At 40.2% G+C, this 8,234-nt stretch carries 7 protein-coding genes; 4 read left to right on the forward strand and 3 right to left on the reverse strand.

The genetic code is table 11. The annotated features are described in order from the left end of the window. The 3 genes from PX482_RS24430 to PX482_RS24440 all read right to left on the reverse strand — a co-directional run. On the reverse strand, window positions 1-291 hold a 291-nt coding region (locus PX482_RS24430), incomplete at its 3' end, for a DUF1815 family protein (protein WP_288123148.1). A gap of 615 nt (window positions 292-906) precedes the next feature. Then, a complete protein-coding gene (cobJ, locus tag PX482_RS24435) occupies window positions 907-2,352 on the reverse strand; it encodes a precorrin-3B C(17)-methyltransferase (protein ID WP_004159339.1) in 1,446 nt (481 codons plus the stop codon). Further along, the gene (locus PX482_RS24440) at window positions 2,349-3,215 is read right to left on the reverse strand and encodes a Uma2 family endonuclease (protein WP_004159337.1); all 867 of its coding nucleotides are present in this window, start codon (window positions 3,213-3,215) and stop codon (window positions 2,349-2,351) included. The genes cobJ and PX482_RS24440 overlap by 4 nt, the downstream gene beginning before the upstream one ends. A gap of 258 nt (window positions 3,216-3,473) precedes the next feature. Between PX482_RS24440 and PX482_RS24445 the strand changes: the two genes are divergently transcribed. From PX482_RS24445 to PX482_RS24460, 4 genes are all read left to right on the forward strand, one after another. Further along, window positions 3,474-4,181: a DUF8619 family protein gene (locus PX482_RS24445; RefSeq protein ID WP_002740014.1), complete on the forward strand. Its 708-nt coding sequence runs from the start codon at window positions 3,474-3,476 to the stop codon at window positions 4,179-4,181. Between the two features lie 166 nt (window positions 4,182-4,347). Next, on the forward strand, window positions 4,348-4,779 hold the full coding sequence (locus PX482_RS24450) for a DUF29 domain-containing protein (protein WP_288027172.1): 432 nt from the start codon (window positions 4,348-4,350) through the stop codon (window positions 4,777-4,779). A gap of 61 nt (window positions 4,780-4,840) precedes the next feature. Continuing rightward, window positions 4,841-7,615 carry an NACHT domain-containing protein gene (locus tag PX482_RS24455; protein ID WP_288096123.1) on the forward strand — a complete coding sequence of 925 codons (2,775 nt, stop codon included), beginning with the start codon at window positions 4,841-4,843 and terminating at the stop codon, window positions 7,613-7,615. A gap of 243 nt (window positions 7,616-7,858) precedes the next feature. Then, a complete protein-coding gene (locus PX482_RS24460; protein WP_002745983.1) occupies window positions 7,859-8,083 on the forward strand; it encodes a DUF433 domain-containing protein in 225 nt (74 codons plus the stop codon). Window positions 8,084-8,234: the final 151 nt, after the last annotated feature.

The following is an 8,234-nucleotide window of genomic DNA, read 5'->3' on the forward strand; positions in this document are numbered from 1 at the left end:
AATCAGATTGGCTAATTCCTGTAGTTGGCTGATGGCTTCCGCACCTTCGAGTTTCATTAACTCTCGATCATCGCGCATTTCTGTCCAGGTGATGCCGTAATCGGACACGAGAAACCGAATTAGATGGGTTTCACCCAATCCGACCATAAAGGATGCGCTGTTCATTTGACCGCCACAGGTGTAGCAAGATGCTAGATAACCTTGATTTTCTAGTGCGATCGCTAAGGCCTGTAAATCCATGACCAAGTCTTTGACCAGTTGGCGATGCTGTTCTGCAAGTCGTTTAAACACAATGTTCCTCCTGACAACACTGCTCAATTATAAAACCTTAATACTTTTTTAAGATTCTTTTTTGAGAGTATAAAGTATATGAACCAGGTTTGTTTACGGATGTTAAGTAACAAAATGTAAAGAACCCGATACCTAGAGTAGCGTGAATTCCTGATATCGCCAAGTATGTGTAAGTACAAAGCTACCAGTTTATCCGTCTTTCCACCCCCTCGATCCCAACTATTCCCATCATGCCTATTTTTAAAGTTTAAGATCCGGTTTCGACAAAAAAGTTCGCAAATCTATGTTGACAATCACATAAACCTATGCGTCCATTCCAGATACGGAGGGAGGGGAGCTTTTTTCAGTGTTGCCAAAGGCACGGCGTAGCCGTCCAGTAAACAGTAACTGGTAATTAGGGTTTGCTGAATAAATATAAAAACCTTGTTGGGTAAGACTTTTAGACTTTTTGGAAACCAAAAAGTACCAGATCCCGGAGTGATCGGGTGGAAAATTCTGGGACTTTTTACCTGAAAATTAGGTAATTGACCCCCTCAAAATCGGTAAAACCCTACACCCTACACCCTACACCCCACACCCTGCCCCCACCAAGAAACTTTTTGCCGCAGACCCTACTTAATAGTGACGTGGAGTATAAACCCATTGCTTGCTTTTACCCTGCTCAATCAGGCGAGTTTTACTCGATCCAATCAAAATTATGGTTCGCATATCCGCATCTTTAATAGTCATATCCTCTAGGAATTTCACCGTCACTGTTTCCCCTTTTCGCCCTAAATTACGCGCTAGTACCACAGGAGTTTGCGGCGAGCGCCATTGTAATAAAATCTCTTTTGCCTTCTCCAATTGCCAAGTGCGCTCTTGAGACACAGGATTATAAAATGCGATCGCTAAATCGGCTCGGGCCGCTAACTCAATGCGCTGAGAAATCACCTGCCAAGATTTGAGAATATCCGATAGGGAAATCGCACAAAAATCATGTCCTAAAAGTGCGCCAACCCTGGCGGCCGCCGCTTGCATCGCCGAAATCCCCGGACAGACCTGAATGGCGATCGCATCCCATGCTGGTTTTGCTTTTTTTTCTAATACCTCAAACACGGCCGCGGCCATGGCATAAATTCCGGGATCTCCGGAAGAAACTAAGACAACCGATCGCCCCTTAGCCGCTAAATCTAGGGCCATTTCCGCGCGATCGAGTTCCACCCGATTATCCGATTCATGGCGGACAATTTCTGGTTTTCGCAGGGATTCTACCAAATCCAAATAGGTTTTATAACCCACCCAATCCGTGGCTTTTTCCAATACTTCTCGAACTTCCGGCGACATCCAATTTAGCGCACCAGGTCCAGTTCCGACTATGGCTAATTTACCTTGACTTTCCTGGGCAAAATCCCCTGGGGACAAACTGGATTTTTCCTTAATTTGCTGGCTTTCCTCATACAGATAAACTAAACAGTCAGTGCTAGGTTTTGCCAAGTTTAAGTTATTTTTATCGATAATCTCAATGCTCAGTTTTGCTGCTGATGAAATCGGTAAATTACTATTTTTTAACCAGTCCGCTTCACCGATTAATTTTACTTTTTCACCCGCCAATAAATCGGACAGAAACTTCTTAGCATCATCGGGATTAACTAACTGATAACCCGGTGGTGGCGATAATAAAGTAGTTTTAAATCTAATATCACCAGTGGTGGTAATTGCGGGAGAAATTTGCCAAACCGAGGCAATTTGACGAGCGAGATCATTAACCCCTTGTAAACCCCCCAACAAAGGCACTACGGCACTGCCATCTTCTGCGATTGCTAATACAGGTGGTTCTTGCCATTTATTAGTTAATAAAGGTGCTAAAGTGCGAATCAAAATACCCGCCGCACAAATGCCAATAATTGGCGTTCCCGTCTGGAAAAATTCTCGCACCGTTTCGCCAAAATTAGTATAGGTAAAATCAGCCGACTGGGTACGCTTTATTAACCCATAAACCACTGCTTCCGGTAGGGCCATTTGCACTTGACGAGCAACGGGGATACTGGTTTCTCCTAAAATCAGAATAGCTGGAGGTTTCATTTGGCTTCCCCCGACTGCGCTGCAGTTAACTTTTGGATAAATTCTTGATGTTCTACCGAGTTAATTCCAGCCTTTAAGATGTCCAACACCCGTGACATATTGCCGTTGAGCATGGCTGAAATATCTAACCACAAACCCGGAAATACTAGAGAGCAAATCACCCCTTCTTGGTTGGGTAACAAAGAAATATAATCGCCATTTTCTAAACTAAACCAATCAATCTTTTGATCAAATACCTGCCAAATAAGGTATTCTTGAATGCCACTGCGACGATAAGCACGTTTTTTATCCCCTAAATCTATGGCGGCACTACTAGCGGCAATTTCTACCACTAATTCCGGCGCTCCTTCTAGGTATCCCTCTACAGTTAGGGTTGATTTTCCCCCGCTTTCTTGACTAATTAATAACACCCCATCCGGCTGTAGTTCGTTGTCGATATCCAAGCGGACTGTTGGCTCAATACCCATTTGTACTTGGGGGGTAGCAGCTTGATAAACTCCCACCCAAGTGATTAAACGTCCGTGGGGTTCAGCATGAAATTTAAACCTTAATGGGGATGCCATATATACAACTCCTTCGATCAGTTCGGCTTTTTTTAATCCTGGCATAGCTTGATAACGGCGCTCGAATTCGGGACGAATTAAGCGATCCCCATTTTCTAACGGGGGTAAATGTTGAGTGGTTACAGCCTGAGAATTTAAGGATTTAACCGGGGAAGAAGTCATGGTGGCAGTCTTTGGGAACAAAACAGCATTGATTTTATTATAGATTGTTTCATCGGACTTCTTGCGGGATTTAATTTTTAACTGAAATTTCGCCAGAAGTCCTGAGCTTTTAGCGATGGGATGAATGGCAACCAACATATAGACAATTCCCCAAAACTATAGCATTTATCTTAGTGGTGAGGTACAAAATTTTCCTTTTGGGAAGTCGGTGGTCGATACCAAATTAGGTTACACTTCATCTAGTTATGAGAAACGCTGTCATAACTGATATAGCGCGCCTAAATGAAAGGTAAACGTCCTCTGCTTGCCGTCAAGCGACACCCGACTTCTAGAGCCTACCCATTCACGAATCAATTAGGCACACTATAACTGATAACTGATAATCGATAACTGATAATGTTGGTTCCCCTTACCCGTCAATCGATCGAGCAAATTGTCCCGATTATCGCCACAGGTCCCCAGTACGCTCACTATTGGGGTAAATGGTCTGATTTTCTGCGCCGTTTATTCATTTCTATCATCGCTCTCACCGCAGCTTGGTTAATCGGTAATTTATTCGGCCCGGGTGGTTTAACAATTAAACTGATTTTCGACATTATCGCCGGTTTATATTGGCTCTGGGGTCCGGTTTATTGGGCCAGTGTTCGCAATAATACCTATCGTCGTCTTCCCTACGGGGGGTTTTGGCGCGGTCGCGTTTTCGATGCTTTTGTCACCGAGGAATTAATCGGGGAAGAAGAAAGGGTCAATAAACGCGGGGAATTAGAGATTATCGAAAATCGCCAACGCTGTATTAATCTAGAAATCGGTGATCAAACTGGCTTTTCGGCGATCGTTCGCGCTCCCCTCAAACGCATCCATAAATCGATCCGTCCCGGGATGGTGGCCGAAGCTTTGTTAATGTCTCGAGACCCCGATTTAGGGGATATCAATCAGCTTTCTGATGTCCATCTTCCCCAACTCGACCAGTGGATAGGGGAATATCCTGTGCTGCGACGGGATATTTTCCAGCAAGTTAGTCGCGAATTAGGAGGGGGAAAAGAACCCCGGCCAAAACCTTCTCGTTATTCTAATAATGTCATCCGAAGACGCAAAACCCGTTAATGGTTCGGCGATCTTTGAAAAGATACCAGTTTCCCGGTCATCAATTAATCATAATTTACAGATTTTGGCTAATTTAATCCTTATTTTTGCTGTTTTTGAACCATCAAAAATTAATTATGCAAGAGGTTCAATATAATGTTAATTGAGCTTAGAAGGAGATAAATCGATGACGGCATCCTATGAGCAAGACTTTGGACTTTGGGCCGAACAAATGGCCGATTTATTAGCTTCCGGTCGGTTTTCCGAGTTAGATATTGAGAATTTAGTCGAAGAGGTGCGGGATTTGTCGAAACGGGAGCGCGATCGCTTACTTGCTAGTCTCAGATTAATTTTGCATCATTTATTAAAGTGGGACTATCAACCTCAACGGCGATCCAGGGGTTGGTTGGGAACTATTCAGCGAGAAAGAGCTAATATTAGGCTTTATTTGGACGATAGCCCCAGTTTAAAGCGATATTTAACCGATGAAAGCCTATTTAAACTCTATGCTGTTGCTTGTGCCGATGCCTTTAGAGAGACGGGATTAGAGTTTCCCCCCGTTTGTCCCTACGGTATTGAGGATATTTTAAATCGTTCTCTTCATTTGTCGGAACGATAGGCGAAAAACGATTAAAGTTGGTAAGCTTAGATAGTATCCACAGAATCTTAAGTTTATCGCCATGATTGACTGGTTAATTGTCTGGGGGGTTACTCCAGCCGCAGGTTCGCTTGTTCTTTCAGTAATGCAAGAGTTGGCAAAAGAGGGTGCAAAAGATTACGTAAAGGAATTTTTTAAAAACAGTCTAGGTAAAGTGTTACACTTACCTGAAAAAGATGTTCAAAAAGAAGCTTATGGCAAAGCAATGAAGGAGTTTTTAGAACTCTTTCAGCAACAGTTAGAAATGGCCGATCTGGAAGATGATCAAATTAAAAACTTTGAAAAACCTCTCAAGACTTTTATTAAAGATGACCAAGTTAAACCTATTTTAGGGGATGCTTTTGATATTGATTGTCAAATCCTTGATACTTTTAGGTTAGCTCAATCTTGGCAAAGACTCAATTTACCCCCGTTACCTGCTGAATTTAACTGGGAAAAACTAGGTAAATTTTATTTGAGAAAAACTCAGGAAATTATTCAAAATTCTGAAAAGCTAAGAGCCGTTTTTTTAGTTAAGTTACAGAATAAAGATAGCCAAAATATTCAAGAAATAGCAGGAGTTAAAACAGATTATAATTTAGATAACTATGCGGAAGGATTAAAAAAGGAATATGGCCATCTTAAATTAGAATGTTTAGACACAACGACTTATGAGCAAATCAAACTCTGGCGAATGTTTGTGCCGCAAAATGTGAGACGATACAAACGGGTTATTCCTCAACTTTATGAATTACCTAAAGAAGTGCTGCAGGAACTTGTAGATAGGGGAGAAATTACTCAAGCAGAACTAGAACGAAAACGGCAAGAATATGTCAATGAAAAATTAGATTCTGTTTTGAATATCGTCAATTCTTCTGAATACCCAAGAACCGTAATTTTAGGTAATCCGGGGGCGGGAAAATCGAGTTTATTGCAGTATTTAGCTTTAAATTGGGCTGAAAAAGAACTCAGTCAGCGTGTTTTGCTTCCCCTTCCTCTTTTGATAGAATTGCGTATTTATGCCAGAGATAAGGATGAAAAAAAGTGTAAGAATATTCTAGAATTTTTCCATCAAGGTAATCTGATTTGTCATCTCAATCAACTTGCTTTAGATGATAAGCTTAAAAAAGGTCAGGCTCTTGTGCTTTTTGATGGTTTAGATGAAGTTTTTAATCCTCAATTAAGACAAGAAATTGTCACGGATATCAAACGTTTTAGTATTCAATATCCTCAAGTGCCAATTATAGTAACTTCTCGCTGGTTAGGATATAAAGCAGAAGAATTAAATCATGCTGGTTTTGACCATTTTATGATCCAAGATTTAGATAAAGATCAGATTGAAGATTTTATCAAACGTTGGCATGATTTAGCTTTTGAAAATCGAGATGATAAAACCCAAAAACAAGAACGTTTACAAAAGGCAATTAAGGAGTCAAAAGCGATTCGAGAATTAGCAGGAAATCCTTTATTATTAACGATGATGGCTATTCTAAATCGAACTCAAGAATTACCAAGAGATCGCTCAAAACTTTATGAAAAAGCGTCAGAGGTGTTATTACATCAATGGGATTTTGAAACCAAGGAAGGATTAATTGATCCTGAACTGAAAAAATATCTTTACAATATTGATCTAAGAGATAAAAGGGACATTCTGCGTTTAGTCGCAAGTGCCATGCAAGCAGGAGAAAAAGGGTTAGCTGCTAATTTAATCTATAAGGAAGAATTAGAAAATGTTTTGACTCAATATCTTGAAAAAACAGGAATTAACAAACGAGTGGCTAGTGATCTGACTGATTTAATTATCAAACAACTGCGCTATCGTAATTTTATTCTTTGTTCTTTAGGTGGCAATGCTTTTGCTTTTGTTCATCGAACTTTTTTAGAATACTTTTGTGCTTGCGAGTTTTATGAAAGATTTAAAAAACGAGGATTACCAGACGGAATTACTCTTGAGGAATTGAAAACCAAAGTATTTGGAGAACATTGTTCAGATCCTGTTTGGAAAGAAGTTTTATGTTTATTGATGGGGATGCTAAGTGCAGAATTTCCCAAAGAAGTTGCTGAAGAATTAATTAATTATCTCATTGATATGGAGGAAAAAGACAAGGGATTTGCTCATCTTTTTTTGGCAGCAGATTGTTATGGAGAATTGCGAAACCAGTCTATTTATGTTGAACTAAGTCAGCGATTGTTAAATCAACTAGAAAGGCTTTATGATAAAGATATAAGTTATTATAAAAAATATGATACTGGAAACCGGTGGGGACAAAGGGAGAAAAACAGAGACAAAAGTATTTCTTGTGTTGTAAAAAATTGGCAAGGTGATCCCAACGGATGGAATATGCTTCAAAAAATAGCTCAATCTGCAGCAACCAGTTGGCGACAACAACCTATTATCGACGCATTGGTTCAAATTGCTCAACTATACCCAGTGGCATTATCTAAAATTCAAGAACTTGCTAATAGGGGTAAATCAAAAGCAATTGAAGCTTTAGTAACCCATTGGCGAGATAATCCGCAAACTTTACCCATTATTCAACAACAAGCTAATAAGGGTGAATGGAAAGCAATTGAAGCTTTAGTAACTTATTGGCGAGATAATCCTCAAACTTTACCCATTATTCAACAACTAGCTAATAAGGCTGAAGGGGAAATTATTGGACTTTTGACGGCATTAGCTAGAATAACAATTGACTCGGAAATAGGAGCAATTATCGAAACAATATTAGCTAGAACGGATGTAGATGCTAAAATCAAAGAAGGTTTTCAAGAATTTCTTTACTATAGTAATTTCAGAGATTGGAGAAATCCCGATTAAGATAGCTAATCTGCTAATTTTGTAGGGTGCGTGTTTGCGGCTACTAATTCTGATCAAAAACCAAAATTAACAATCCGCACCCCACGCAGCAAATTTATTATTAAATTGGTGCATTATGCTTTCGCACTTTACACCCTAAGAGTGGTAAGAAGTTAAAGGGTGATCGTTCTTGTCGGTGGGGTGGAGTGCGATCTCTGTCATCAAATAAGATATAATTGGGAAAGTCCAAATAATTAAAGCATTATGAGTTACCAAAACATTATTACCATTGAACCTGGAAAACGCAGCGGAAAACCCTGCATTCGAGGAATGCGTATAACTGTGTACGATATTCTAGAATATTTAGCAGCAGGAATGACAGAAGCAGAAATTCTTGAGGATTTTTCAGAATTAACTTCCGAGGATATCAAAGCTTGTTTGGCTTTTGCTGCTGATCGAGAGAAAAAATTATTTATCACCTCTTTATGAAACTGTTATTACTGGACTTCCCCGTTGACAAAAAGCCATAACCTGTGCTGTAGAAGGGATTAAGAGAATTTCCGCCGCCCCGTTACTGGGTACAAATCAGGGAAACTCCCAATAAATCTAACGCTTTTTGTTGCAGTTGGGTCGGTCGAGT

The organism is Microcystis sp. M53602_WE12, from assembly GCF_030065455.1.
GTDB lineage: Bacteria > Cyanobacteriota > Cyanobacteriia > Cyanobacteriales > Microcystaceae > Microcystis > Microcystis aeruginosa.

Coding starts and splice junctions, on each gene's coding strand:
- cobJ (WP_004159339.1), bottom strand. CDS start 2,352: ATGAAACCTCCAGCTATTCTGATTTTAGGAGAAACCAGTATCCCCGTT.
- PX482_RS24440 (WP_004159337.1), bottom strand. CDS start 3,215: ATGTTGGTTGCCATTCATCCCATCGCTAAAAGCTCAGGACTTCTGGCG.
- PX482_RS24445 (WP_002740014.1), top strand. CDS start 3,474: ATGTTGGTTCCCCTTACCCGTCAATCGATCGAGCAAATTGTCCCGATT.
- PX482_RS24450 (WP_288027172.1), top strand. CDS start 4,348: ATGACGGCATCCTATGAGCAAGACTTTGGACTTTGGGCCGAACAAATG.
- PX482_RS24455 (WP_288096123.1), top strand. CDS start 4,841: ATGATTGACTGGTTAATTGTCTGGGGGGTTACTCCAGCCGCAGGTTCG.
- PX482_RS24460 (WP_002745983.1), top strand. CDS start 7,859: ATGAGTTACCAAAACATTATTACCATTGAACCTGGAAAACGCAGCGGA.